The organism is Nocardioides sp. Root1257 (assembly GCF_001425175.1).
Taxonomy (GTDB): domain Bacteria; phylum Actinomycetota; class Actinomycetes; order Propionibacteriales; family Nocardioidaceae; genus Nocardioides.
In genome coordinates this window covers 163010-186346 of sequence record NZ_LMDV01000012.1, presented here as the reverse complement: position 1 = coordinate 186346, position 23337 = coordinate 163010, and the positions used below count along the sequence as shown (strand labels likewise).

25 protein-coding genes are annotated in these 23337 nt (G+C 72.2%); 18 read left to right on the top strand and 7 right to left on the bottom strand.

Annotated elements, in window-relative coordinates:
* The first annotated feature begins 66 nt into the window (after positions 1-66).
* The 7 genes from ASC77_RS22420 to ASC77_RS26850 all read left to right on the top strand — a co-directional run bounded on the left by ASC77_RS22420 (position 67) and on the right by ASC77_RS26850 (position 8704).
* A complete protein-coding gene (locus ASC77_RS22420; protein WP_056158265.1) occupies positions 67-1206 on the top strand; it encodes an acyl-CoA dehydrogenase family protein in 1140 nt (379 codons plus the stop codon).
* A 93-nt stretch (positions 1207-1299) separates the two neighbouring features.
* Complete coding sequence (locus ASC77_RS22415; protein ID WP_056158262.1) at positions 1300-2541, top strand: amidohydrolase family protein; 1242 nt, start codon at positions 1300-1302, stop codon at positions 2539-2541.
* Complete coding sequence (locus tag ASC77_RS22410; RefSeq protein ID WP_056158259.1) at positions 2538-4616, top strand: hydantoinase/oxoprolinase family protein; 2079 nt, start codon at positions 2538-2540, stop codon at positions 4614-4616. Before ASC77_RS22415 ends, ASC77_RS22410 begins: the two co-directional genes overlap by 4 nt.
* On the top strand, positions 4616-6526 hold the full coding sequence (locus tag ASC77_RS22405) for a hydantoinase B/oxoprolinase family protein (RefSeq protein WP_056158256.1): 1911 nt from the start codon (positions 4616-4618) through the stop codon (positions 6524-6526). The genes ASC77_RS22410 and ASC77_RS22405 overlap by 1 nt, the downstream gene beginning before the upstream one ends.
* A 73-nt stretch (positions 6527-6599) precedes the next feature.
* Positions 6600-7271 (top strand): hypothetical protein, encoded by a 672-nt coding sequence (locus ASC77_RS22400; RefSeq protein ID WP_156391245.1) that lies wholly within the window; start codon positions 6600-6602, stop codon positions 7269-7271.
* A 53-nt stretch (positions 7272-7324) separates the two neighbouring features.
* The gene (locus tag ASC77_RS26855) at positions 7325-8029 is read left to right on the top strand and encodes a class I SAM-dependent methyltransferase (RefSeq protein ID WP_056158249.1); all 705 of its coding nucleotides are present in this window, start codon (positions 7325-7327) and stop codon (positions 8027-8029) included.
* Positions 8030-8032: 3 nt separating this feature from the next.
* Positions 8033-8704: an SDR family oxidoreductase gene (locus tag ASC77_RS26850; RefSeq protein ID WP_056158247.1), complete on the top strand. Its 672-nt coding sequence runs from the start codon at positions 8033-8035 to the stop codon at positions 8702-8704.
* Between the two features lie 5 nt (positions 8705-8709).
* Here the strand turns inward: ASC77_RS26850 and ASC77_RS22385 are convergent, their stop codons facing one another.
* Together ASC77_RS22385 and ASC77_RS22380 are read right to left on the bottom strand one after the other, a co-directional pair.
* On the bottom strand, positions 8710-9387 hold the full coding sequence (locus ASC77_RS22385) for a TIGR00266 family protein (protein ID WP_056158244.1): 678 nt from the start codon (positions 9385-9387) through the stop codon (positions 8710-8712).
* A 20-nt stretch (positions 9388-9407) separates the two neighbouring features.
* Complete coding sequence (locus tag ASC77_RS22380; protein ID WP_056158241.1) at positions 9408-9914, bottom strand: cupin domain-containing protein; 507 nt, start codon at positions 9912-9914, stop codon at positions 9408-9410.
* Between the two features lie 55 nt (positions 9915-9969).
* Here ASC77_RS22380 and ASC77_RS22375 point away from each other — a divergent pair, with 55 nt between their 5' ends.
* Positions 9970-10617 carry a helix-turn-helix domain-containing protein gene (locus tag ASC77_RS22375; protein WP_056158238.1) on the top strand — a complete coding sequence of 216 codons (648 nt, stop codon included), beginning with the start codon at positions 9970-9972 and terminating at the stop codon, positions 10615-10617.
* Between the two features lie 16 nt (positions 10618-10633).
* Here ASC77_RS22375 and ASC77_RS22370 read toward each other — a convergent pair whose 3' ends face one another.
* On the bottom strand, positions 10634-11332 hold the full coding sequence (locus tag ASC77_RS22370; RefSeq protein ID WP_056158235.1) for an SDR family oxidoreductase: 699 nt from the start codon (positions 11330-11332) through the stop codon (positions 10634-10636).
* A gap of 125 nt (positions 11333-11457) precedes the next feature.
* Between ASC77_RS22370 and ASC77_RS22365 the strand changes: the two genes are divergently transcribed.
* Both ASC77_RS22365 and ASC77_RS22360 read left to right on the top strand, forming a co-directional pair.
* The gene (locus ASC77_RS22365) at positions 11458-12027 is read left to right on the top strand and encodes a TetR/AcrR family transcriptional regulator (protein ID WP_056158232.1); all 570 of its coding nucleotides are present in this window, start codon (positions 11458-11460) and stop codon (positions 12025-12027) included.
* 25 nt (positions 12028-12052) lie between these two features.
* A complete protein-coding gene (locus ASC77_RS22360) occupies positions 12053-13642 on the top strand; it encodes an arylsulfatase (RefSeq protein WP_056158230.1) in 1590 nt (529 codons plus the stop codon).
* Here the strand turns inward: ASC77_RS22360 and ASC77_RS22355 are convergent.
* Positions 13639-14013, bottom strand: coding sequence for a VOC family protein (locus ASC77_RS22355; RefSeq protein WP_056158226.1), 375 nt, complete (start codon positions 14011-14013; stop codon positions 13639-13641). The genes ASC77_RS22360 and ASC77_RS22355 overlap by 4 nt on opposite strands.
* Positions 14014-14093: 80 nt before the next feature.
* Here ASC77_RS22355 and ASC77_RS22350 point away from each other — a divergent pair, with 80 nt between their 5' ends.
* A complete protein-coding gene (locus ASC77_RS22350; protein WP_056158223.1) occupies positions 14094-14579 on the top strand; it encodes a nucleoside deaminase in 486 nt (161 codons plus the stop codon).
* Between the two features lie 22 nt (positions 14580-14601).
* Here the strand turns inward: ASC77_RS22350 and ASC77_RS22345 are convergent, their stop codons facing one another.
* Positions 14602-14808 (bottom strand): hypothetical protein, encoded by a 207-nt coding sequence (locus tag ASC77_RS22345; protein ID WP_056158220.1) that lies wholly within the window; start codon positions 14806-14808, stop codon positions 14602-14604.
* A 174-nt stretch (positions 14809-14982) separates the two neighbouring features.
* Between ASC77_RS22345 and ASC77_RS22340 the strand changes: the two genes are divergently transcribed.
* Positions 14983-15387 (top strand): cupin domain-containing protein, encoded by a 405-nt coding sequence (locus ASC77_RS22340; RefSeq protein ID WP_056158218.1) that lies wholly within the window; start codon positions 14983-14985, stop codon positions 15385-15387.
* Entirely contained in the window at positions 15384-16121 is a 738-nt protein-coding gene (locus tag ASC77_RS22335) for an SDR family oxidoreductase (RefSeq protein ID WP_056158215.1), read from the top strand. Before ASC77_RS22340 ends, ASC77_RS22335 begins: the two co-directional genes overlap by 4 nt.
* Before the next feature lie 6 nt (positions 16122-16127).
* Here the strand turns inward: ASC77_RS22335 and ASC77_RS27335 are convergent, their stop codons facing one another.
* Positions 16128-16787 carry a response regulator gene (locus ASC77_RS27335; RefSeq protein WP_056158212.1) on the bottom strand — a complete coding sequence of 220 codons (660 nt, stop codon included), beginning with the start codon at positions 16785-16787 and terminating at the stop codon, positions 16128-16130.
* The gene (locus ASC77_RS27330) at positions 16784-17626 is read right to left on the bottom strand and encodes a sensor histidine kinase (RefSeq protein WP_056158209.1); all 843 of its coding nucleotides are present in this window, start codon (positions 17624-17626) and stop codon (positions 16784-16786) included. The genes ASC77_RS27335 and ASC77_RS27330 overlap by 4 nt, the downstream gene beginning before the upstream one ends.
* A gap of 136 nt (positions 17627-17762) precedes the next feature.
* Between ASC77_RS27330 and ASC77_RS22320 the strand changes: the two genes are divergently transcribed.
* The 5 genes from ASC77_RS22320 (at position 17763) to ASC77_RS22300 (ending at position 23335) form a co-directional block, all read left to right on the top strand.
* Positions 17763-18299, top strand: coding sequence for an SPFH domain-containing protein (locus ASC77_RS22320; protein ID WP_056158207.1), 537 nt, complete (start codon positions 17763-17765; stop codon positions 18297-18299).
* A 10-nt stretch (positions 18300-18309) separates the two neighbouring features.
* On the top strand, positions 18310-19605 hold the full coding sequence (locus ASC77_RS22315) for an SLC13 family permease (RefSeq protein ID WP_056158204.1): 1296 nt from the start codon (positions 18310-18312) through the stop codon (positions 19603-19605).
* Positions 19606-19667: 62 nt separating this feature from the next.
* The gene (locus ASC77_RS22310) at positions 19668-20603 is read left to right on the top strand and encodes a carbamate kinase (protein WP_056158201.1); all 936 of its coding nucleotides are present in this window, start codon (positions 19668-19670) and stop codon (positions 20601-20603) included.
* A gap of 12 nt (positions 20604-20615) precedes the next feature.
* Entirely contained in the window at positions 20616-21710 is a 1095-nt protein-coding gene (locus ASC77_RS22305) for a ring-opening amidohydrolase (protein ID WP_056158198.1), read from the top strand.
* A 167-nt stretch (positions 21711-21877) separates the two neighbouring features.
* Entirely contained in the window at positions 21878-23335 is a 1458-nt protein-coding gene (locus tag ASC77_RS22300) for an aldehyde dehydrogenase family protein (protein WP_056158196.1), read from the top strand.
* The last annotated feature ends 2 nt before the right edge of the window (positions 23336-23337 follow it).

The window sequence follows — 23337 nt, the reverse complement described above, 5'->3', positions numbered from 1 at the left end:
ATCTGGACCAGCAGGGTCGCGAACCTGCACTAGTTGCGGTCGGTTCACCCGTCGGACCGTGGAGACATGACCATCACTGCACCGATCTCCAGCCAGACCCTGACCACGCGAGCCGCCGCCCTCGGGCCCGAGCTCGCCTCCCACGCCGCCCGGCACGACGCCGACGGCACCTTCGTCTCCGAGTCCTACGACGCCCTCCGCGACTCGGGCCTCCTCGCCGCCGCCGTGCCGGTCGAGCTGGGCGGCGACGGCGCGACGATCGCCGAGCTGACCGCGCTGCAGCGCGAGCTGGCGCACCACTGCGGCTCCACGGCGCTCGCCAGCGCGATGCACCAGCACGTCGTCGCGTTCACCGCCTGGCGCTACCGCCGCGGGCTGCCCGGGGCGGAGGCGACCCTGCGCCGGGTCGCGGAGGAGGGGATCGTGCTCGTCTCCACCGGTGGCGGCGACTACACCCACCCGCGCGGCGACGCCGTCAAGGTCGACGGCGGCTACCGCGTGAGCGGCACCAAGCGGTTCGCGAGCCAGTCGCGCCACGGCACCGTCCTCTCGACGATGTTCACGTACGACGACCCGGAGCAGGGCCGTCGCGTGCTCAACGTGGCCGTGCCGGTCGCCTCGGCAGGGGTGACGGTCGCCGACAACTGGGACACGCTCGGCATGCGCGGCACCGCCAGCAACGACATCGAGCTCGAGGACGTCTTCGTGCCCGACGAGCGCGTCCTGGCGAACCGGCCCTACGGGGTGGTCGACGGCCCCCTGCAGGTGATCTCGAGCATCGCCTTCCCGATCATCAGCGGCGTCTACCTCGGCGTCGCGGAGGCGGCGTACGCCGAGGCCCGCGCGGCCGCCGGCCTCAAGTCCGGCAACGTGCTGGTGCAGCGCCAGGTCGGCAGGATGAAGCACGCCCTGCAGGTGGCGTCGTGGGCGCTGGACGGCGCCCTCGGCGCGGTCGGCGACGACCCCGAGCCGTCCCACGACACCTACCTGGCGGTGATGATCGCCAAGGCGGAGGTCGCCCGCGCCGGCATCGAGGTGTGCGACCTCGCGATGGACGTCGTCGGCGGCCCGGGCTACTTCCGCGGTTCCGTCGTGGAGCGGGCCTACCGCGACATCCGGGCCGCGAAGTTCCACCCGCTGACGCCGGAGGCGACGCAGGTCGCGACCGGGCGCCACGAGCTGGGCGAGTCGGGCCTGCTGCAGTGAAGCCGTCCGCTGGCAGAGGTTGCCGGAGAACGGGAGGGCCGTCGGCAACCTCTGCCGTGGTCCCCGCGGCTGTGGGGCCGGTTGAATCGACCCGTGCCCTCCCACCAGCTCGTCGTCGCCGACGCCACCCTCCGCGGACGTGAGGGACGCTGGCACGTCGCGGTCGACGACGGTCGCATCACGAGCATCACCCAGGACCGGCCGAGCGCGACCCGAGAGATCGACGCCGCCGGCGGCCTGGTCACCGAGAGCTTCGCGAACGGCCACATGCACCTCGACAAGGTGCACACCCTCGACCGCATCGGCGACGCCGCCCTGACGGCGTACACCTCCGGCGACATGGGCTCCGCGCTCACCTCCATCGAGCTCGCCTCGGCGGTCAAGGCCGGCTACGACCGGAGCTGGATCGAGGTGAACGCGCGGCGCGCGGTCATGGAGGCGGTCCGGTACGGCGTGCGCCACGTGCTGGCCTTCGCCGACGTCGACACGAAGGCGCGGCTCGAGGGCGTGATCCCGCTGCTGGCGCTGCGCGAGGAGTTCCGCGGCGTGGTCGACCTGCAGGTCGTGGCGTTCCCGCAGGACGGCCTGCTCTGCGACCCGGGCGCCGAGGAGCTGGTCCGCGAGGCTGTCGACCTCGGCGCCGACGTCGTCGGCGGCATCCCGTGGATCGAGCACACCGACGCCGAGGCCCACGAGCACGTACGCCGGATGTGCGCCCTCGCCGCGGCCCACGGCCGCCGGGTGGCGATGCTCGTCGACGACGCGGGCGACCCGAGCCTGCGCACCACCGAGATGCTCGCCGCCGCGATGATCGAGCACGGCCTCGTCGGCCGCGGCGTCGCCAACCACGCCCGTGCGGTCGGGCTCTACCCGCGTCCCAGCCTCGAGCGGCTCGCGGGCATCGCCCGTCGCGCCGGGCTCGGCTTCGTGAGCGACCCGCACACCGGCCCGCTGCACCTGCCGGTGCGCGAGCTGACCGCGATGGGGCTGCCCGTCGCCCTCGGCCAGGACGACATCGAGGACGCCTACTACCCGTTCGGCCGGCACAACATGGTCGAGGTCGCGTTCCTCGCCGCCCACGCGCTCGAGGCCGTGGACGCCCCCGGCATCGACCTCGTGTACGACGCGGTCACGACCACCGCGGCCCGCGTCCTCGGCGTCGACGGGCACCGGCTCGAGGAGGGCGGCAACGCCGACCTCGTCGTGCACCACCACCCGACGCTGCGCTCCGTGCTCACCCACCACGATGCGCCGGCGTACGTCGTCGCGTCGGGCAGGCTGGTGGCGAGCTCGACCACCGCCACGACCTTCCACCTCCAGGAGGAGAACGCATGACCCGCCGCATCCGGATCGGCATCGACACCGGCGGGACGTTCACCGACGTCGTCGCCTTCGACGAGGACTCGGGCGAGCTGGTGACGACGAAGACCCCGTCGACGCCGAGCAACCCCGCCGACGGCTTCCTCGCCGGCATCGACAAGGTGCTCGGCCTGCTGGGCGCGACCGGCGCCGACATCGACGCGGTCAGCCACGGCACCACGGTCGCGACCAACCAGCTCCTCGAGGGCAAGGTCGACCGGCTCGGCTTCATCACCAACACCGGCTACGAGGCCATGCTCGAGATCGCCCGGCAGTCCGTGCCCGACGGCTACGGCAACTCCTACTTCTGGGTGAAGCCCGACCGGATCGTGCCTCGCGACCTGGTCAAGGGCGTCGAGGGCCGGCTCGACGTCGGCGGCGAGGAGGTGCGCCCCTTCGACGAGGAGGGCGCCCGGGCGGTCGCGCGCTGGTACCGCGCGCAGGGCATCAGCACGCTCGGCGTCTGCTTCCTGCACGCCTACGCCAACCCGGTCCACGAGGAGCGGATGCGCGCGATCCTGGCCGAGGAGCACCCCGAGGCCGTCGTCTCGCTGTCGAGCCAGGTGCTGCGCGAGTACCGCGAGTACGAGCGGGCGATGACCACCCTCGTCGACGCGGCCGTCAAGCCGCGGCTCTCGGCGTACGTCCGCAACATCGCGACCCGGCTCCACGACCTGGACGACCGGACCATCCCCTTCTACGTGATGAAGTCCAACGGTGGCGTGCTGTCGGCCGACGAGGTCGTCCACCAGCCGATCACGACCGTGCTGTCCGGCCCCGCCGCCGGGGCGCTCGGTGCCGCGCTGATCGCCAAGGTCGCCGGCTTCGACAAGGTGCTGACCTCCGACGGCGGCGGCACGTCGACCGACGTGTCCGTGGTCATCGACGGCGAGCCGACGCTGACGACCGAGGGGTCGGTCGGCGCGTTCCCGTCGAAGATCCCGATGATCGACGTGGTCACCGTGGGCGCCGGCGGCGGCTCGATCGCCTGGCTCTCGCCCGAGGGCACCCTGAAGGTCGGCCCGCAGTCGGCGGGCGCCGACCCCGGCCCGATCTGCTACGGCAAGGGCGGCACCGAGGTCACCATCACCGACGCCCACGTCTTCCTCGGCCGGATCCCCCCGCACCTGCTCGGCGGCGAGATCCCGCTCGACGTCGACGCGGCCCGCGCCGGCATCGAGGCGCTCGCCGCGCAGCTCGGCATGACGCCCGAGGCGTGCGCCGCCGGCGTCCTGGAGATCTCCGCGTGGAACCAGGCCAACGCGCTGCGCCAGGTCACGGTCAAGCGCGGCCTCGACGTCCGCGACTTCGCGCTGACCACGTTCGGCGGCTCCGGCTCGCTGCTGCTGTGCCGCCTGATGGACGTGCTCGGCATCCCGACGGTCCTGGTGGCGCCCAACCCCGGCAACGTCTCGGCGTTCGGGCTGCTGACCGTGGACGTCAAGAACGACTACGTGCAGACCCACGTCACCCTCGCCGACCAGCTCGACCCCGCGGTCGTCACCGGCGTGTACGACGCGCTCGCGGCCCAGGCCGCCGAGGCGCTGACCAAGGAGGGCTTCGACCCGGCCGAGCACCAGTTCGTGCGGACCGCCGACCTGCGCTACTTCGGCCAGGCCTTCGAGGTGCGGGTGTCCGTCCCTGCCGGCGAGCTCGACCCGGCCGCGGTCGCCGATGCCTTCCACGCCGAGCACCGCGCGCTCTACGGCTACGACTTCTCCGGCGACCCGACCCAGCAGGTCGAGTGGGTCAACCTCCGGGTCTCCGGCATCGGCCCGATCCAGCGACCGGAGATCAAGCGCCACCCGGTGGTTGAGGAAGGCGCGCTAGCGCCTGTCTCGAAACCCCGGAGCGTCCGACAGGTCTGCTTCGAGCCCGCGGACGGGTACGTCGAGACGCCGGTCCTGTGGCGCACCGACCTCGCTCCCGGCACGGTCGTGGAGGGCCCGGTCATCATCGAGGAGTTCGGCTCCACCGTGCCGGTGCACCCCGGCTTCGACGTACGCGTCGACGAGTTCCTCAACATCATCGTGACCCGGAAGGACGCCTGATGAGCCGCCGTGCACCCACCGAGTTCCCGTTCGGGCACCTGACCGCCGACGCCGGCGCGAGCGCCGACCCGGTGCTCGTCGAGATCGTCCAGGGCTCCCTGGCCTCCGTCGAGATGGAGGTCGAGACCGCCATCGGCCGCACCAGCCGCAGCCCGATGATCCGCGACGCCCACGACTTCCGCGCCGGCATCCACGACCGGCTGCTGCGCAAGCTCACCGGCCGCTCGTACTCCGCGCTCGTGCACCCGGTCGCCCGCGACTTCCCGATCGAGGACATGCAGGAGGGTGACGTCTTCTTCCACAACGACGTCTACCGCTCCGAGGGCGGCATCGGGCACCTCCCCGACCTCTGCGTCACGGTCCCGGTGTTCTCCGGGGGCAAGGTCGTGGCCTTCGTGCAGGCCTTCGGCCACCACGACGACATCGGCGGCGCGGTCCCCGGTTCCATGCCGTCCAACGCCACCAGCGTCTTCGAGGAGGGCCTGATGGTCCCGCCGATCCGGCTCTGGGACGCGGGGGTGCCCAACCGGGCCGCGCTGTCGATCATGACCCGCAACTCCCGGATGCCCGAGTCGCTGGCGGCGGACCTGGACGCCGAGTGCTCGGCCTGCCTGATGGGCGCGCGCCGGCTCGGCGAGCTCTTCGACCGGTACGGCGTCGACACCGTCGAGTCCTGCTTCGACGCGATCATCAGTCGCACCACCGAGACCTACCGCCGCGAGATCCTCAGCCAGATCCCGGTCGGCAGCTGGACGTGGGAGGACTACGCCGAGCACGACGGCGTCGACGAGCCGATGCTGCACACCCAGCGCATCACGCTGACCCGCACTCCTGCCGACGATCCCGAGGGCGAGCGGCTGGTCCTCGACTTCGACGGGACCAGCCCGCAGGCCAAGGGACCGATCAACCACTGCGGCGACTACAGCGACGGCGTCTTCCTCAAGAAGTGGCTCGCGCCGATCCTGCGCAACCTCGCCGAGAACCCCGAGCGGATGGCCGAGCTCGACGTCAACGAGGGCATCGTGCCGCTCATCGAGATGCGGTTCCCCGAGCCCGGCACCCTGCTCACGCCGGTCTTCCCGGCGCCCACGAACGCCCGCACCTTCGTCATCCTGCGGCTGCTCGGCGTCCTCGCCGGCGTCGTCGCGAAGGCGGTCGACGGGCGGATGCCGGCCGACCAGGAGACGATCCGCTACACCGGCGTCTACGGCGACGACCTCGACGGCCGGCCCTACCTGATGCGCGAGGTGCTCGGTGGCGGCTCGGGCGGCCGCTACTACGCCGACGGCGAGGACACGATCCACGTCGTCCCGGACTCGCGGAACCTGCCGTCCGAGTTCACCGAGGCGCGCTTCCCCTTCCGGGTCGAGTCGCTGTCGCTGGCGATGGACAGCGGGGGAGCGGGCCAGTTCCGCGGTGGCCTCGGCTACGAGAAGCACATCCGGATGCTCAAGGACGGCCACTTCATGTCCATCGCGGACCGCTCGATCCTCGCCTGCTGGGGCGTGAAGGGCGGCCTCGCCGGCAAGCCGTTCGAGGTTGTCATCGACGCGGGCGGACCCAACGAGCGCGAGGTCGACGCCCTGGCCGACGCCGAGCCCGTCGCCGCCGGCGAGGTGATCCGGATCCGCACGACCGGTGGTGGCGGCTGGGGCAACCCGCTCGACCGCGACCCCGCCCTGGTGGTCCGCGACGTCGTGTGGCGCAAGGTCTCGGCCGAGGCCGCGCTCGCATCGTACGGCGTGGTGCTGACCGGTTCGCTCGACGACGACTCGCTGGCCTACGACGAGGCCGCGACGGCCGCCGAGCGGGCCGCCCGGCCCACCGCGAGCGAGGCGTTCTTCGACCGCGGCCCGGGCTACGCGGCGCTGGCCGACGGTGCGGCGTACGCGGAGGTCGACCTGGTCTGAACTCGGGGCACCTTGTGGCCGTGTCACAGAGAGCGCACCATGAGGTGCACGGCGCACGAAGAAGGTGATGCCGATGGGCACGACCGATGTCCTCCGCAGCTCGATCCAGCACAGCCAGGGTCGGCTCTCCGACCGGCTCGGCGAAGCGCGGTCGATGGAGGCCGCCCGGGACCGGCCTCGCGACGGCCACGAGCGGATCGACGCGTTCCTGGCCCTGACGAGCATGCACCTGCACGCGGTCGACGCCGTGCTGCTGCCGCCGGCCCGACGCAAGGTCCGCGACGGTGGGCAGCTGGTGCACGACTACCTGCGCTCCAGCAAGGCGCTGGAGGTCGAGCTCGCGCACGTGAAGGCCCACGAGTACGGCTCGGTCTACGAGACGTCGTACGGCTGGAGCGACGTGTGGACCGACGTCGAGGTCGCGATGACCGACCACCAGCGCCACGAGGGGGTGCTCGGGGACCGGCTCAGCGACACGCTCCCCGACGACGACCTCGACGTGCTGGCACGGCGGCTCTTCGCGGCCGAGCTCGCGGCACCGAGCCGACCGCACCCGTACACGCCGCACACGGGGCCGCTGGGCCTGGTGGCCCGCCGGGTGATGCATGCCGTCGACCTCTTCTGGGACACCGCCGAGGGCCGGATGGTGCCCGAGCCGGCTCGCGAGCCGAAGAAGCGGCCCGGACTGGTCGCCCAGTACTTCCTCGCCGACCCGCGGTTCGACGAGGAGCGGGACCGGGGGTAGGTCGCTACGCTCCAACGCGTACAGGGTGCACACCGACCACGCCTGGGAGCGAGATGACCGTCGACAACCCGCTCGAGAAGTACTTCCGGTCCAACGACAAGAGGCTCATCCACAAGTGGATGCACTTCTTCGAGATCTACCACCGCCACTTCGCGCGATTCCGCGGCAAGCCGGTCACGATCCTCGAGTTCGGGGTCAGCCACGGCGGCTCGCTGCAGATGTGGCGCGACTACTTCGGGCGCAAGGCGATGATCTACGGCGTCGACATCGACCCGCGCTGCGCGAAGCTCGGGGGCCGGCGTACCAAGGTCTTCATCGGCGACCAGGAGGACCGCGACTTCCTCCGGTCCATCGCGGACGAGATCGGCCCGATCGACGTGCTCATCGAGGACGGCGGCCACACGATGGGCCAGCAGATCGCGACGTTCGAGGAGCTCTACCAGCGGATGACCCCCGACGGGGTCTTCCTGATCGAGGACCTGCACACGAGCTACTGGGAGCGGTACGGCGGCGGCTACCGGCGGCCCGGGACCTTCATCGAGTACGCCAAGGGACTGACCGACCAGCTCAACGCCTGGCACTCGCACGAGGAGGGCTTCGTCGTCGACGAGTTCACCCGCACCACGAAGTCGATGCACTTCTACGACAGCATCATCGTCTTCGAGCGCGGGCCGGTGTCACCGCCGCACGCCGAGCGCACCGGGCGGTGGAGCTTCGGCAAGAACAAGGGCACCATCGCGACGTACGACGAGGAGTAGGGCGTGCGCGTCGCCGTGCTCGGTGGTCACGGGAAGACGGGCCGCGCCGTCTGCGGGGCCCTGGCCGAGCGGGGAGCCGACCCCGTTGCGCTCGGTCGCGCCGACTGGCCGGACCTCGCCGGCGCACTCGCCGGCGCCGCGGCGGCGTACGTCGTCGCGCCCAACCTGCACCCGGACGAGCCGGCGTACGTCGGCTCCGTGCTGGAGGCGGCGCGGACGGCCGGGGTGGACCGAGTGGTCTACCACTCCGTGGCCTCGCCGTACGTCCCGGCGATGCCGCACCACCTCGGCAAGGCGCAGGCGGAGGACCTGGTGCGCCGCTCGGGGCTGCGCTGGACGATCCTCCAGCCCGGCGCCTACCTGCAGAACCTCGACCTGACCGGCCCGGTGCGGGTGCCGTACGCCGTGACCGCGCCGTTCGGCCTCCTCGACCTGGCCGACCTCGGCGCGGCCGCCGCGACCGTGCTGCTCGACGACGCCCACGTCGGTGCGACGTACGAGCTCGCGACGCGGACGACGAGCGTGGCCGAGCTCGCCGCCGAGGCCGGGGTCACCGCCGAGCAGGTCGACGACCCCGGCACCCACCCGTGGCTGAGCGCGATGTTCGCGTACTACGACCGGCACGGGCTCCCGGTCGGCACGCTCCCGCTGCGCGCGCTGCTGGGTCGGACCTAGGGCACCTAGTTGCTGTTGTTCTGCGGCAGCTGCGGGATCAGCCAGCCGAGGAACGCGTCCTGGCTGCGCGTCTGCAGGTAGATCCGGCCGGGGCCGGTCAGGTCGCACACGAGGCCCTCCCCGGAGAAGAACGTCGACTTCCAGTTGCCGACCTTGCGGACGTTGTACTGGATGCCGTCGGTCCAGGCGACCATGTGGCCGGTGTCGACCGTGTAGGTCTGGCCCGGCTGCAGGTCGATCGCGTGGATCGCGCCGTAGCTGGACAGCACCAGGTCGCCCTGGCCGGCGACCCGCAGCATGAAGAGGCCCTCGCTGGAGAAGAAGGTCTTGCCGCCGCCCCACTTCGTGTCGACCTCGAGCCCGGCCGACGAGGCGAGGTAGGAGCCCGACTGCACGAAGAGCGTGCCGTTCAGCGGCCAGTGCACGATGTCACCGGACAGGGTGGGCGCGAGGTAGAGCTCGGCGCCGTCTGCCTGGGCGGTGAAGGTGTTCATGAAGAACGACTCGCCGCCGAGGAACGAGCGCTTCAACCCCTTCATGATGCCGCCCTGCGTGGAGGTCTCCATCGCGATGCCGGGCGACATCGCGAGCATCGCGCCGGACTCGGCACGGACCACCTCCCCGGCGGTCAGGGTGAGCTTGGCGGCGGCGTACGCCGGGCTGTAGAGGATCTCTGTCTGCATGCGCCCGAGCGTAGGGCGCGCTACTCCGGGATCGGTGGACCCACGACCTCCATGCCGTAGCGCGGCGCGGCCTCCATCCAGCGAGGGATCTCGACCTCCGGCTCCAGACCATCGGCGCCGGGAAGGCGCATCTCCGTTGCGGGGATGCCGACCTCGTCGTACAGGTGCAGGAGCGCGCCGGGCTCGGCGAGCGCCAGGAAGCGCGCCGGCTGGTCGCCCCGGATCCGGAACGCGTGAGGCAGGCCGGCCGGGAGGTACATGAAGCAGCCGGCGTACAGCTCGAAGTCGTCGTCGCCCGCGCGGTAGTCCATCCTCCCGTCGAGGAGGTAGAACGCCTCGGACTCACGGGTGTGCCGGTGCAGCGGCGTGGCGACGCCGGGAGGCTGGGTGACCAGGGCGACCCCCAGGCGGTCGGCGCCCGGCGGCGACTCCAGCAGGTGCTCGAAGAGCGAGCTCATCGCCCAGGTGCCGCGGCCGGTGCCGGGCTCCCGCACCACCACGCCGTCCTGCGGATCGGTCTGCGTCATGGCTACTCCTCTAATCATCCGAATAGGCTTCGGATCAATTGCTACGCTAGGACCCATGGGCGATCCGGTCAAGAAGCGGAGCTACGACTCGTCGCGGCGCCGGGCGGCGGCCGAGAGGACCCGGACCGCGGTGCTGGTCGCGGCGCGGGACCTCTTCACCACTCGGGGGTACGCCGGGTCGGGCGTCGCCGACATCGCCGCAGCCGCCGGGGTCTCGATCGACACGGTGTACGCCACGGTGGGCCGCAAGCCGCAGCTGCTCCTCGCCGTCCACGACATGGAGCTCGCCGAGGGTGACGTACCCCTGGCGGCGGAGCAGCGAGGCTACGTGCAGGACGTTCGCGCCGCGGAGGGTGCGGCCGCCAAGATCGCCGTCTACGCGGCTGCCCTCGGTCGCGTGCTGCCGCGGACGGTCCCGCTCCTCGAGGCGCTGCGCGTCGCCGGGCAGTCCGACCCCGCCTGCCAGGCGGTGCTCACGTCCGTCAGCGACCGTCGCGCCGCTCACATGCGACTCTTCGCGGCTGACCTGCGCGCCACGGGCGAGCTGCGCGAGGACCTCGACGACGACGACGTCGCGGACCTCGTGTGGTCGATGAACGCCCCCGACTACTACCTGCTGGTGCGCTCCCGGGGCCGGACCCCGGCGGAGTACGCCGACCTGGTGCGTGACGTCTGGACGCGCACCCTGCTGGCGGCGCCGTGATCCGGCGAGCGCCGGATCAGAGCACCAGGTGCGCAGGTGGTCCGGACAGGACCGACTTCGCGACCTGGCTGGTCTCGTCGCCGAGGACCTCCTCCTCGCCCTTCTCCAGGGCGTCGAGCACCTGGGTGACGAGGTCGGCGGGGTCGGACTTCGGCGCGGTGACGTCGGCCGTCATGTCGGTGTCCATGTAGCCGACGTGCACGCCGACGACGAGGGTGCCCTGGTCGCGCAGCTCGCCGCGGGCGGCGTTGGTCAGCGACCAGAGCGCGGCCTTGGTGGCGGAGTAGCCGGCCACCTGCGGGCTGGTGAACCACGAGAGCGCGGAGTGGATGTTGACCACCGCGCCGCCGCCGTTCGCCGCCAGGATCGGCGCGAACGCGCGGGTCACGTGCAGCGGCCCGATCACGTTGGTCTCGAGCTCCTCGCGGAAGCCGTCGAGCGACTCCCCGCTGAGCAGCGAGCCGCTGCGGCCGATGCCGGCGTTGTTGACCACGACGGTCACGTCGCCCAGCTCGGCTGCCGCCGCGGCGACCGAGGCGGGGTCGGTGACGTCGAGGCGTACGGCGGTGACGCCCGGCGTCGTGACCGACCGGGGGTCGCGCGCCCCGGCGTACACGGTGGCGCCGGCGGCGACGAGGGCCTCGGCGAAGGCCTTGCCGAGGCCGCGGTTGGCCCCGGTCACGAGGACGGTGGACTGGTCGAGGGAGATGCTCATCGGTGGGCCTTTCGATGCGGACACGTAGCGGACCGATCGGTCCGTCATGGTCGCAGCCTTGGTCGGCCCGGTTTCATTCCCCGACACGCCGAAGCCCGGACCAATCGGTCCGTTATCGTCGACGCATGCCCCGTCCCGCCGACCCCGCCACCCGCGACCGCATCCTCGACGCGGCCGGCAAGCTGTTCTACACGCGCGGGATCCGGGCCGTCGGCATGGCCGAGATCGTGGCCTCCGCCGGCTGCGGCAAGAACGTCCTCTACCGCCACTTCCCGAGCAAGGACGAGCTGGTGCTCGCCTACCTGCACCGGGCGGCCGAGCAGCTGGACGGCTCCATGGACGCCGCGGTCGCCGGCCTCGACGAGATCCCGAGGGCCGCCCTGGTCGCCGTGGTCCGCGAGGTCGCGGACCGGGTGACGGCCCGCGGCTACCGCGGCTGCCCGTTCCGCAACTACCTGCGCGAGATGCGCGACCCGACCGACGTGCCCGGCCGCTTCGCGATGACCGAGATCAGGGGCCTCCGCAAGCGCGTCGACCGGCTCGTCGCCGAGGTCGACGTGGACGACCCGGAGCTGCTCGCCGACCGGGTCTGGCTGCTGGTCGAGGGGCTCTACGCCAGCGCGCCGTACGGCGACCGCAAGGAGGCCGCCACCACCGCCGTCGGTCTCGTGCAGGAGCTGCTCGCCGCGGCATAGTGGAGTTCATCGCTAGGGTTACTGCGTGACTGCGCGCCCGAACGTGATCCTGGTCCTGGCCGACGATCTCGGCTACTCCGACATCGGCTGCTACGGCGGTGAGATCCGGACATCGAACCTCGACCGGCTGGCCGCCGACGGCGTACGGCTCGCGCAGTTCTACAACACCGCGCGGTGCAGCCCCTCGCGCGCCTCGCTGCTGACCGGGCTGCACCCGCACCAGACGGGAATCGGGATCCTGACGAACGACGACGGCCCGCGCGGCTACCCCGGCACGCTGCGCCCCGAGGCGGCCACGGTCGCCGAGGTACTGGGCTCCGCGGGCTACGACACCGCCATGTTCGGCAAGTGGCACCTGACCGGACGGATCGAGGAGCCCAACGACTCGTGGCCGACGCGGCGCGGGTTCGACACCTTCTTCGGGACGCTGAGCGGCTGTGGCAGCTACTACTGGCCCTCGACGCTGCACGACGGCGAGCAGCCGGTCGGCGACCTCCCGGTCGGCCGGCCCGACTTCTTCTACACCGACGAGATCTCCCAGCGGGCGTGCGACTACCTGGACGAGCGCGACGGCGCGACGCCGTTCCTGATGTACGTCGCCTACACCGCGCCGCACTGGCCGCTGCACGCCCAGCCCGAGGACGTCGCGGCGTACGACGGGGCGTACGCCGACGGCTGGGACGCGCTCCGCGAGCGCCGGCTGGAGCGGCTCCACGCCAGCGGCCTGCTGCAGCAGGGGACCGGCCCGTCGGAGCGCGATCCGTCGCAGCCGGCCTGGGAGGACGTCGACGACCCGGAGTGGCAGCAGCGCCGGATGGAGGTCTACGCCGCCCAGGTCGAGGTGATGGACCGTGGCATCGGCCGGATCCTCGACCACCTCGACGCCAGCGGCCTGGCCGACGACACGATCGTCGTCTTCCTCGCCGACAACGGGGCGTGCGCCGAGGAGCTGCCGTTCGGCGACCCCGAGGTGTTCCGGGCCCGGCGCTCGATCGTGCCGGTGTCGACGCGCGACGGAGCGCCGCTGGCGCTCGGCAACACCCCCGACGTCGTCCCCGGTCCTGAGGACACCTACGCCAGCTACGGCCAGGCCTGGGCCAACCTCTCCAACACGCCGTTCCGGCTCTACAAGCGCTGGGTCCACGAGGGCGGCATCGCGACGCCGTTCGTCGTGCGCTGGCCGGCCGGCGCACTGGCGGACGGGGGCGTCGTGCACACGCCGTTCCAGCTCACCCACGTGCTGCCGACCCTGCTCGAGGCGGCGGGCGTCGAGCACCTCGCCGCGTCCGCGCCGAGCATGCTGTCGGCCTGGCGCGGCGGCGAGGTGGATCCCGGCACGCTCTGCTGGGAGCACCTCGGCAACAGCGCGGTGCGCCGCGGTGGGTGGAAGCTGGTGCGCGAGCACGGCGACCCGTGGGAGCTGTACGACGTCGGGACGGACCGGTCCGAGACCGACGACCTCGCCGCGACCCACCCGGAGCTCGTCGCCGAGCTTGAGGCGGCGTACGACGCCTGGGCGGAGCGCGTGGGCGTCGTGCCGCGCCAGCAGATCGTCGACCTCTACGACGAGCTCAGCCGGCGCAAGGTCGTCGTGGAGGGCGGCGTCGACGGCTAGAAGGTCGGGACGACGATCTGCTGGAGCGCCCACCGGTTGCCGTCGGGGTCGGCGAAGTGCACGAAGCGGCCCCACGGCAGCTCCTCGACGCCGCGGCACTCGACGCCGCGCCCCTCGAGCTCGGCGAGCGCGGCCTCGGCGTCGGCGACGACGACCTGGATGTATTGCGACGAGCCGGTCGGCATCATCTCGATCCCGATCCCGAAGCAGATCGAGCAGGCCGAGCCGGGCGGCGTGACCTGCACGAAGCGCAGCTCGGGGGTGACCGTGCGGTCGTGGTCGACGGACCAGCCGAGGGTCTCGCCGTAGAACCGCACGGAGCGGTCGACGTCGGACACGGCCAGGGGGATGAGCTCGATCTTGAAGTCCATGCCCCCAGCCTGACGGCCCTTCAGGTCAGTTCCTGACCGCTTTCGGAATCGGTGCGGGATCGGAGCGTGATACTGGCCGGATGAGCATCACCGAGACCGATCTCGCCCACCTGCGACGCTGCGTCGAGCTCGCCCGCGAGGCGCTGGACGACGGCGACGAGCCGTTCGGCTCGGTGCTGGTCTCCGGGTCCGGCGAGGTGCTCCACGCCGACCGCAACCGGGTCAAGGACGGCGACCAGACCCGGCACCCCGAGTTCGACATCGCCCGCTGGGCAGGGGAGCACGTCCCGCAGGACGAGCGGGCCGCCTGCACGGTCTACACCTCGGGGGAGCACTGCCCGATGTGCTCGGCCGCGCACGCGTGGGTCGGGCTGGGTCGGATCGTGTACGCCGTCTCCGGAGCCCGGCTCGGCGAGTGGCTGACGGAGTGGGGCGTCGCCCCCGGACCGGTCACCCCGATGTCGATCCAGCAGGTCGCCCCCGGCGTGCCCGTCGACGGGCCGGCGCCCGGGCTCGAGGCCGAGGTGCGGGCCCTGCATGCCCGGTTGCACGGAGTCTCGGGCTGACGCCCGTCCGGAGCGGGCGCCCCTAGGCCGAGCAGGAGGGCGGCAGGAGCTCGATCGACGCCTCGTCCGACTCCTCGCCGAACTCGGCCAGCACGACGAGGTCGGGTCCGCTCGCGGGGTCGATCCACACGCGCGTCGCGCCGTGCTGGAGCAGCACGTGCTCGAGGGCGTCGAACGTCGCGAGCCGGACGGCCATCTCGACCTCGGAGTGCATCGTGAGGACTCTCATGACGAGCTCATCTCTCCCCTGGTCACAGGTCCGGAGCGAGCGGGGGTGCCCGTCCCGTGATGAGTGGTCAACCGTCGGGGTGACCGTTTCGTCACGCTCGGTGCGGCGATTGCGACTTGTATCACGCCGTGCTCGCTGTCGCGCGCCGCGTGGACGCGGTGACAGACTCGGGCCGTGCCGCACCCACCCGTCGCTGACGCCCTGGACCTCCGGCCGCACCCCGAGGGCGGGTGGTACCGCCAGACCTGGCGCTCGCCGGTCGACGTGACGCTCCCGGACGGACGGGTCCGGCCGACGGCGACGCTCATCTACTTCCTGCTGCCGGCGGGGGAGTCGTCCGCCTGGCACAAGGTGGCCTCCGACGAGCTCTGGATGGCGCACGACGGCGTCGTGACCCTCGAGCTCGGCGGGTCCGGACCGACGCCGTCGTACGACGTCAGCCTGACCGTCGACGCGACGACGCCGCAGGCGCACGTGCCGGCCGGCGTGTGGCAGCGCACGGTCCCGACCGGCGCGGACGCGCTCGTGAGCTGCCTGGTGTCGCCGGGCTTCGACTTCGACGACTTCGAGCTGGCATGACCGTCCTGATCACCGGGGGCACCCGGGGCATCGGCGCCGCGACCGCGCTGCGCCTCGCGCGCGACGGCCACGACCTCGTCCTCGGCTACGCCAGCGACGACGCCGCCGCCGAGCAGGCCCGGCTCGCGGTCGAGGACGCCGGCGTCCGCTGCGTCGTCGTCCGCGCCGATCTCACCGAGCCGGAGGCGGTCGACCGGCTGTTCTCCGTCGCGACGGAGCACGGCCCGTTGACCGGCGTCGTCAACAACGCGGGCGCGACCCTCCACCTCGGTCCGCTCGCCCAGACCCCGCCCGAGGTGATCGCGGCGACGGTCGACCTCAACCTCACCGCGGCGCTGCTGGTCGCGCGGGCCGCCGTACGCGCGCTCGGCACGTCGTACGGCGGGAGTGGTGGCGTGCTCGTCAACATCAGCTCGGGCGCCGCGACGCTCGGCTCCCCGGGCGAGTACGTCCAGTACGCCGCGGCCAAGGCCGGCGTCGACGCGTTGACCGTCGGGCTCGCCCAGGAGGTCGCCGGCGACGGGATCCGGGTCGTCGGGGTCGCGCCGGGGATCGTGCGCACCACCATCCACGCGGACGCCGGCGAGCCCGGACGCGTCGAGCGCGTCGGCCCGCTGGTGCCGCTCGGTCGCGCGGGCGAGCCGCACGAGATCGCCGACGCGGTGGCGTGGCTGATGAGCGACGAGGCGTCGTACATCACCGGGACGACGCTGCGGGTCGCCGGAGGACGCTGAGCCCGTTCAGGGCTCGATGAGCCCCGCGCGGATCGCGTAGCGCGTCAGCTGGGTGCGGTCGCGCATCCCGAGCTTCCCGAGGATGTTGGCGCGGTGCCGCTCGACGGTCTTGATGCTGATGGTGAGCGCCTGGGCGATCTCCTTCGAGGAGCTGCCCTCGGCGATCAGCTTGATGACCTCGTCCTCGCGCTCGGTCAGGACCGTCTCCGGCACGCGTTCGCCGCGCCGCATCCGGTCCAGGTAGTCACGCACCAGGGCGCTCATCGCGCCGGGGTAGACGAACGCCTCGCCGCGCAGTGCGGCGCGGCACGCCTCGACCAGGTCCTCGTCGGCCACCGACTTGAGGACGTACCCGGACGCACCGACGCGGAGCGACTCGAAGAAGTACTGCTCGTTGTCGTGCATCGACAGCATCAGGACCCGTGGCGGCTCGCCGCTCGCCGTGCGCCGGCCGATCTCGCGGGCCGCCTGGAGGCCGGTCATCCGGGGCATCGCGATATCCAGCACGACCAGGTCGACCTCGGTGCTGCGGGCCAGCTCGACGGCCTCGGCGCCGTCGCCCGCCTCGGCGACCACGGTGAGGTCGGGCTCCTGGTCCAGGATCAGCCGGACGCCACGGCGCACCAGCGCGTGGTCGTCGGCCAGCAGCAGCCGCGCGGCGGTCACGCGGGAGCCACCGGTACGGCGAGCCGGACCGTCGTACCGTGCGACGCGCTCCTGAGCGTGAGGTCGCCGGCCACCAGGGTGGCGCGCTCCCGCATGCCGCGCAGGCCGGCGCCGTCCCGGGTGGTGTCGAAGCCGTGCCCGTCGTCCGTGACCTCCAGCACCACCCGGTCGCCGGCACGGGTCAGCGACAGCGTCACGTCGTGCGCGGCGGCGTGCCGGGCCGCGTTGGTGAGCGCCTCCTGGGCCACGCGGTAGACGACGAGCTCCGCCTCGCTCGTCAGCGGCGGGAGGCCCGGTGCGACGACGCGACGCACCGACGCGCCGCTGTGCTCGGCGAAGTCGTTCGTCAGGGACGCGAGCGCACTGGTCAGCCCGAGGTCCTCGAGCACCCCGGGGCGCAGCTGCCGAGCGACGCGTCGTACGTCGTCGAGGCCGTCGCGGGTCGCCTCCCGCAGCAGGGCGAGCTCGGCCGCGAGGTCGGCGGGCGCGCGCCGCTCGAGCTGCTTGAGGCCGAGGAGCACGACCGTCAGGTTCTGCCCGACCTCGTCGTGGAGCTCCTGGGCGATCCGGTGCCGCTCTGCCTCCTGCGCGGCGAGGGCCCGGGCGTTGCTCGCGTCCTGCTCGGCACGCATCTCCCGGATCACCCGGTCGACCGGGGCCAGGCTGGTGCGCAGGACCAGGGCGTTGGCGAGCAGCATGATCCCGAGACCGATGGTGAGGACGAGCACCTCCGAGACGACGACCTGGCGCGAGACGCTCACCGGCGCGAGCACCAGGGACAGCGTCGCGGCGCCCAGGACGGTGCCGTTGATCAGGAAGACCTTCCAGTACACGGGCACGTCTCCAGCCTCGCCGACGACCGGTTGCCAGGTCCATGGTCGGCGTTCGATCCGGGACCGAGATGGGTGGTAGACCCCATTCTCCGTGGCCCTCCGCTCACGAAGACTCGAGGTGTCCGACGGAGGGAGACCCGCCATGAAGACCGCCGAGACGCACGCCGTCCTCGACCCGAGCTCGCCCTGGGTGCTGGGCGTGGTCGCCGGCCTCGTGCTGCTGGTGGTCGCGGCGAGCGCCCTGCGCCGGGTCGTCTCCGACCAGGTGGTCGTGGTCGTGCGCCGCGGCAGGGTCCGTCGGGTCCACTACCGTGGGTGGGCCTGGCGGGTGCCGGTGCTCGAGAGGTTCGAGGCCCAGCTCGCTCTGGAGCACGACATGCCGGTCGGCGTCCGGGCGACGACGCGCGACGGTGTGCCCGTGCTGCTCCTGGTGGAGCTGACCATCCGGGTCGCGCCGCCCGAGCCGGGTGATCCGTACGTCGACCCCTGGCCCGACGCCGAGCTGGCCGCCGAGGCCGTCCTCGCCGATGCCGTGGCGTCGTGGACGGTGGGAGGCCTGCCGGACGCGGCGGCGGTCGCGGTGCGGCCGCTGCTGCGCCCGGTCCAGTCGGCGACCCGGGAGCACGGCGTCGAGTCGGTGCGCCTCGAGCTCGTGGAGATCGACGTACCCCTGCTGTGAGCCGGCGCCGATGAGCCACACCGTCGTCCTGGCCGCGGTCGCGATCTTCGCGGTCACCTACGCCTTCATCGCGACCGAGAAGGTGCACCGGGTCGCCGCCGCGCTCGGTGGCGTCGCGGCGATGACCGCGATCGGGCTGGTGGACGCCGACAGCGCGTTCTTCAGCCACGAGACCGGCGTCGACTGGAACGTCATCTTCCTGCTCTTCGGGATGATGGTGATCGTCGGGATCCTCAAGCACACCGGCCTGTTCGAGTTCCTCGCGCTCTGGGCGGCGCGCACGTCGCGGGGCCGGCCGGCGCGGCTGATGGCGCTGCTGGTCCTGGTCACCGCGGCGGTCTCGCCGATCCTCGACAACGTGACCTGCGTGCTCCTGGTCGCGCCGGTCACGCTCTCGGTCTGCCAGCGGCTGGGGCTCTCGCCGGTGCCGTACCTGATCACCCTGATCCTCGCGGCCAACATCGGTGGCACCGCGACGCTGATCGGCGACCCGCCCAACATCATCATCGCCAGTCGCGGTGGACTGACGTTCAACGACTTCCTGGTGCACTCGCTCCCGATCACCGTCGTGCTCATCGGTGGGCTGATCCTGCTGACGCGCTTCCTCTTCCGCCGCGAGCTCGCGGTGGAGACGCTCAACGACATCGCCGACATCCGCCCGGGCGACGCGATCGTGGACCGGCGCCGGCTGGTGCGCTGCCTGGTCGTGCTCGGCGTCGTGATGGTCGCGTTCAGCCTGCACACGGCACTCCACCTCGATCCCTCGATCGTGGCGATGCTCGGCGCGGGCGCGATGGTGGTGGTCGCCCGGGCGACACCCGAGGAGTTCCTCGCAGAGATCGAGTGGACGACGCTGGCGTTCTTCATGGCGCTCTTCGTGCTCGTGGGCGGTCTGGTCGAGGTCGGCGTCATCGGCGACCTGGGCCGGCTCGCGGCCGACGCGATGGGGGAGCACGAGCTGCTGGCCTCGACGGTGCTGCTCTCCGGCTCCGGCATCGTGGGCGGGTTCGTCGACAACATCCCGTACACCGCCGCGACGGTCCCGATCGTCGACGACATGGTCGCGGCCTCGCCCAACGACGGCTCCGGCAGCCCGTTGTGGTGGGCGTTCGTGCTCGGCGCCGACCTCGGCGGCAACACGACCGCGGTCGCGGCCGGTGCCAACGTCGTGGTGCTCGGCATCGCGGCCAAGGCCGGTCACCCGATCAGCTTCTGGAGGTTCACCCGCTACGGGCTCGTCGTCACGTTCGCCTCCCTGGTCGTGGCGTGGTTGTACGTGTGGCTGCGGTACTTCGTACTCGCCTGAGGCCCGTTCTGTTGGCAAGTCCTGCCATCGCACCATCCCCGCGCGGTCGTTAGGTTCGATCCATGAGAGTCCTGGTCGCGCTCGGCGGCAACGCCATGACGAGTGCCGACGGCCGAGCCCGGCCCGAGGACCAGATCGGCGCCGCCGGAGTGGCGATGGCAGCGGTCGCCGACCTCCTCCAGCGCGAGGTCGAGGTCGTCGTCACCCACGGCAACGGTCCGCAGGTCGGCAACCTGCTCGTGAAGAACGAGATCGCCGCCGCGGTCGTGCCCCCCGTCCCGCTCGACTGGTGCGGCGCGCAGACGCAGGCGACGCTGGGCTTCGTGCTGATGGACGCGCTCGAGGCGGAGCTGTCGCGCCACGGCATCGACCGTCGTACGGCGACCGTGGTCACCCGCACCCTCGTCTCCTCCGACGACGCCGGGTTCACGCACCCGACCAAGCCGATCGGGCGCTACCTGCCCGCGGACGAGGCCGCCGTGCTCGTCGAGCACGGCGAGACCTGGGAGGACCGGGGCGAGAAGGGGTGGCGCCGGGTCGTCGCCTCGCCGGAGCCGCTGCGGATCGTCGACGCGCCCGCCGTCCAGGCCCTCGTCGCCGCCGGCTTCGTGGTCATCGCCAACGGTGGCGGCGGCATCCCCGTCGTCGCCGACGCCGACGGCAGCCTGCATGGCGTCGAGGCCGTCATCGACAAGGACCTGGGCGCGGCGCTGCTGGCCCGCTCGGTCGAGGCCGACGTGCTCGTGATCGGCACCGACGTGCCCCACGCCGTGCTCCACTACGGCACCCCCGAGGCGCGCGACGTCGGCGTCGTGACCGCCGCCGAGCTGCGCTCCCACGCCGCCGAGGGCCACTTCGCCAGCGGCTCGATGGGCCCCAAGGTCGACGCCGCCTGCCGGTTCGTCGAGAACGGCGGCGCCCGGGCCGTGATCACCGACCTCGCTCACCTGTCCGACGCCGTCACCGGTACGTCGGGCACCGTCGTCGTACCCAACTAGTGAAGGAACGTCATGCCTGACGCCATCGAAGTACGCAAGGTCCCGATCCACTCCGTCGCCGACGCCAGCGAGCTCGCGAAGCTCATCGACGACGGCGTCATGGAGGCGTCCCGCGTCATCGCGATCATCGGCAAGACCGAGGGCAACGGCGGCGTCAACGACTACACCCGGATCATCTCCGACCGGGCCTTCCGCGAGGTGCTGGTCGAGAAGGGCGCGCCCGCCGACCAGGTGAAGCAGATCCCGATCGTGTGGTCCGGCGGCACCGACGGCGTGATCAGCCCGCACGCGACGATCTTCGCGACCACCGACGCCGAGCCGACCGAGGAGCCGCGCCTGACCGTCGGCTTCGCGATGAGCGAGGTGCTGCTGCCCGAGGACATCGGCCGCGTCGCCATGGTCGAGAAGGTCGCCGACGCCGTGAAGGTCGCGATGGAGCGGGCGGGCATCACCGACGTCGCCGACGTCCACTACGTGCAGACCAAGACGCCGCTGCTGACGGTCCACACCATCCGCGACGCGAAGTCGCGCGGCAAGACGGTCTGGACCGAGCACACCCACGAGTCGATGGACCTCTCCAACGGCACCACCGCGCTCGGCATCGCCGTCGCGCTCGGCGAGATCGAGATGCCGACGGACGAGGACGTCATGCACAACCGCGCGCTGTACTCCGCGGTCGCCTCGTGCTCCTCGGGCGTCGAGCTCGACCAGGCCCAGGTGGTCGTGGTCGGCAACGCGACCGGCGTCGGCGGCCGCTACCGGATCGGCCACTCGGTCATGGCGGACGCCCTCGACGCCGACGGCATCTGGGCCGCCATCAAGGACGCCGGCCTCGACCTGCCCGACCGCCCGCACCCCTCCGACCTCGACGGCCGCCTCGTCAACGTCTTCCTCAAGTGCGAGGTCTCCCAGGACGGCGTCGTCCGTGGTCGCCGCAACGCGATGCTCGACGACTCCGACGTGCACTGGCACCGCCAGATCAAGTCGGCCGTCGGCGGCGTGACCGCTGCCGTCACCGGTGACCCGGCCGTCTTCGTGTCGGTCTCCGCGGCCCACCAGGGCCCCGACGGTGGCGGTCCCGTGGCCGCGATCGTCGACCTGGGCTGAGACGCGTCGCCGTGCGGGTTTCGGCGGTCAGCCGGTGAAACCCGCACGACACGCCGTGGTCCACCGGCGCGCCGTGCGGGGCTCGGCTGACAGGTCCGGGCGCGCTGTTCCGTCCAGCGAAAGCGCGAGCCGTCGCCGCTGGTGACCGGCGCGTCAGAATCGGGAGCATGACACTCCTCGACGCTGCGACCTGGACCGGGAAGATCTTCATCGACGGCTGGACCGACGGTGGCGGAGGCGTCGCCACCGCGGTCGAGCCGGCGACCGGCGAGTCGCTGGGTGAGTACGGCGTCGCGTCGGTCGACGACGTACGCCGGGCCGCGACGCGCGCCGCCGAGGCGCAGCGCGAGTGGGCGGCCCGCAAGCCCGAGGAGCGCGCCGCGGTGCTGAGGAGGGCTGGCCAGCTCTTCGAGGAGCACGCCGCGGAGATCGAGGACTGGATCGTCCGCGAGGCCGGCAGCATCCCGCCGAAGGCGGGGCTCGAGACCCACATCGCCGCGAACGAGTGCTTCGAGGCGGCGGGCCTGCCCGGCCATCCTGCCGGAGAGGTGCTGACCAGCAACGAGGAGCGCTGGTCCTTCGCGCGGCGGCGTCCGGTGGGCGTGGTGAGCGTGATCGCGCCGTTCAACTTCCCGCTGATCCTGAGCATCCGCGCCGTCGCCCCGGCGCTCGCGCTCGGCAACGCGGTGCTCCTCAAGCCGGACCCGCGCACCGCCGTCTGCGGCGGGGTCGCGCTGGTGCGTGTCTTCGAGGAGGCCGGCCTGCCCGACGGGGTGCTGTCGCTGGTGCCGGGCGACGGCGAGATCGGCGCCGCGGTCGTCGAGGCGCCCGAGGTCGCCGTTGTCGCGTTCACCGGCTCGACCGCTGCCGGTCGCAAGGTCGGTGAGGCCGCCGCGCGCGGTCTCAAGCGCGCCCACCTCGAGCTGGGCGGCAACAACGCCCTGGTCGTGCTCCCCGGCACCGACGTCGCCGCAGCCGCCAGCGCGGGCGCCTTCGGCTCGTTCATGCACCAGGGCCAGATCTGCATGACCTCGGGGCGGCACATCGTGCACGAGAGCCTCTACGAGGAGTACGTCGCAGCGCTGGCCGAGAAGGCGCAGCACCTGCCGGTGGGCGACCCGAAGTCCGGCATCGTCGCGCTCGGCCCGTTGATCGACGAGAAGCAGCTCAAGCGGGTCGACGGCATCGTCCAGGACGCCGTGCAGCACGGCGCCCGCCTGCTCGCGGGCGGCACGAACGACGGTCCGTACTACCAGCCGACCGTGCTCGCCGACGTCGCGCAGGACAACCCCGCGTGGACCGAGGAGATCTTCGGCCCGGTCGCTCCGGTGGTCTCGTTCTCGACCACCGACGAGGCGGTCGCGCTGATCGAGGGCAACGACTACGGGCTGTCGGTCGGCATCCTCGGCGATGTCGGTGAGGCGATGCGGATCGCGGACCGGGTCACCTCCGGCAAGGTGCACATCAACGAGCAGACCGTCTCCGACGAGGCAAACGCGCCGTTCGGCGGTGCGAAGTCGTCGGGCAACGGCTCGCGCGTCGGCGGCGCCCAGGCCAACATCGAGTCGTTCACCGAGATCCAGTGGCTGACCATGCGGCCCGACGTGGCGCCGTACCCCTTCTGATT

What these genes read in the sequence shown, in the direction of transcription:
- ASC77_RS22420 (WP_056158265.1), top strand. Translation starts at nt 67, where the DNA reads ATGACCATCACTGCACCGATCTCCAGCCAGACCCTGACCACGCGAGCC.
- ASC77_RS22410 (WP_056158259.1), top strand. Translation starts at nt 2,538, where the DNA reads ATGACCCGCCGCATCCGGATCGGCATCGACACCGGCGGGACGTTCACC.
- ASC77_RS22405 (WP_056158256.1), top strand. Translation starts at nt 4,616, where the DNA reads ATGAGCCGCCGTGCACCCACCGAGTTCCCGTTCGGGCACCTGACCGCC.
- ASC77_RS22400 (WP_156391245.1), top strand. Translation starts at nt 6,600, where the DNA reads ATGGGCACGACCGATGTCCTCCGCAGCTCGATCCAGCACAGCCAGGGT.
- ASC77_RS26855 (WP_056158249.1), top strand. Translation starts at nt 7,325, where the DNA reads ATGACCGTCGACAACCCGCTCGAGAAGTACTTCCGGTCCAACGACAAG.
- ASC77_RS22385 (WP_056158244.1), bottom strand. Translation starts at nt 9,387, where the DNA reads ATGCAGACAGAGATCCTCTACAGCCCGGCGTACGCCGCCGCCAAGCTC.
- ASC77_RS22380 (WP_056158241.1), bottom strand. Translation starts at nt 9,914, where the DNA reads ATGACGCAGACCGATCCGCAGGACGGCGTGGTGGTGCGGGAGCCCGGC.
- ASC77_RS22375 (WP_056158238.1), top strand. Translation starts at nt 9,970, where the DNA reads ATGGGCGATCCGGTCAAGAAGCGGAGCTACGACTCGTCGCGGCGCCGG.
- ASC77_RS22370 (WP_056158235.1), bottom strand. Translation starts at nt 11,332, where the DNA reads ATGAGCATCTCCCTCGACCAGTCCACCGTCCTCGTGACCGGGGCCAAC.
- ASC77_RS22365 (WP_056158232.1), top strand. Translation starts at nt 11,458, where the DNA reads ATGCCCCGTCCCGCCGACCCCGCCACCCGCGACCGCATCCTCGACGCG.
- ASC77_RS22355 (WP_056158226.1), bottom strand. Translation starts at nt 14,013, where the DNA reads ATGGACTTCAAGATCGAGCTCATCCCCCTGGCCGTGTCCGACGTCGAC.
- ASC77_RS22350 (WP_056158223.1), top strand. Translation starts at nt 14,094, where the DNA reads ATGAGCATCACCGAGACCGATCTCGCCCACCTGCGACGCTGCGTCGAG.
- ASC77_RS22345 (WP_056158220.1), bottom strand. Translation starts at nt 14,808, where the DNA reads ATGAGAGTCCTCACGATGCACTCCGAGGTCGAGATGGCCGTCCGGCTC.
- ASC77_RS22335 (WP_056158215.1), top strand. Translation starts at nt 15,384, where the DNA reads ATGACCGTCCTGATCACCGGGGGCACCCGGGGCATCGGCGCCGCGACC.
- ASC77_RS22320 (WP_056158207.1), top strand. Translation starts at nt 17,763, where the DNA reads ATGAAGACCGCCGAGACGCACGCCGTCCTCGACCCGAGCTCGCCCTGG.
- ASC77_RS22315 (WP_056158204.1), top strand. Translation starts at nt 18,310, where the DNA reads ATGAGCCACACCGTCGTCCTGGCCGCGGTCGCGATCTTCGCGGTCACC.
- ASC77_RS22310 (WP_056158201.1), top strand. Translation starts at nt 19,668, where the DNA reads ATGAGAGTCCTGGTCGCGCTCGGCGGCAACGCCATGACGAGTGCCGAC.
- ASC77_RS22305 (WP_056158198.1), top strand. Translation starts at nt 20,616, where the DNA reads ATGCCTGACGCCATCGAAGTACGCAAGGTCCCGATCCACTCCGTCGCC.
- ASC77_RS22300 (WP_056158196.1), top strand. Translation starts at nt 21,878, where the DNA reads ATGACACTCCTCGACGCTGCGACCTGGACCGGGAAGATCTTCATCGAC.